The sequence below is a fragment of the Pseudoalteromonas sp. Z1A6 genome (genome assembly GCF_011378745.1).
Taxonomy (GTDB): Bacteria; Pseudomonadota; Gammaproteobacteria; order Enterobacterales; family Alteromonadaceae; genus Pseudoalteromonas; species Pseudoalteromonas arctica.
The window spans coordinates 1-573 of sequence record NZ_WTKW01000707.1 but is presented as its reverse complement, the minus strand read 5'-3'; the positions used below and the strand labels follow the sequence as shown (position 1 = coordinate 573).

1 protein-coding gene is annotated in these 573 nt (G+C 31.9%); it reads right to left on the bottom strand.

Features of this window, described 5'->3' with window-relative positions:
* The coding region (locus GQR46_RS20430) for a glycosyltransferase family 4 protein (protein ID WP_165742360.1) at nucleotides 1–474 on the bottom strand (474 nt) is incomplete at its 3' end.
* Between the last annotated feature and the right edge of the window lie 99 nt (nucleotides 475–573).

Sequence of the window (573 nt, the reverse complement as noted above, 5' to 3'; positions counted from 1 at the left end):
AGAAGTATTTTGAAAAATAATCGTTTTATATTTTTGTGACAGAGCCACTTTATAAAAGGCTGATGCAATTAATCTGGTTAATTTTGCTCGTATCGTATTTGCAGTAAATACATAACCAAGCCCTGATATAGCAGCAACAAATGGAATATCTTGCTTAATAACTTGAAGTGCCATACCTGAATACAAAACTGGTTTAATGGTAATAGCATGAATCAATGAAGGCCGTATATCTTTAATAGTAGCTTTAATCATTTTTATCGTATTTACTTCAGAAGGTATACCGCCACCACTTCGAGTAAAAGGGATATCCACGACATTGAAACCCATCGATACTAATTCATCTTTATGCTCAGTAAATCTACAAGCAACAGTCACTTCATAACCACTTGCAAGAGCTTTTTTCGCTATCGGTAAACGGTGTGAAATAAAAAACCAATCGACATTTACTATAAATAACAATCTCAATGGTTTCATAATATATTACTTCTATTAAGTGTTTTTCTGATTCTTTCAATCGAAAAAGACTTTATATCATTAAGACCTAACCTGTAATTAATTTGAAATGGGGAAGTT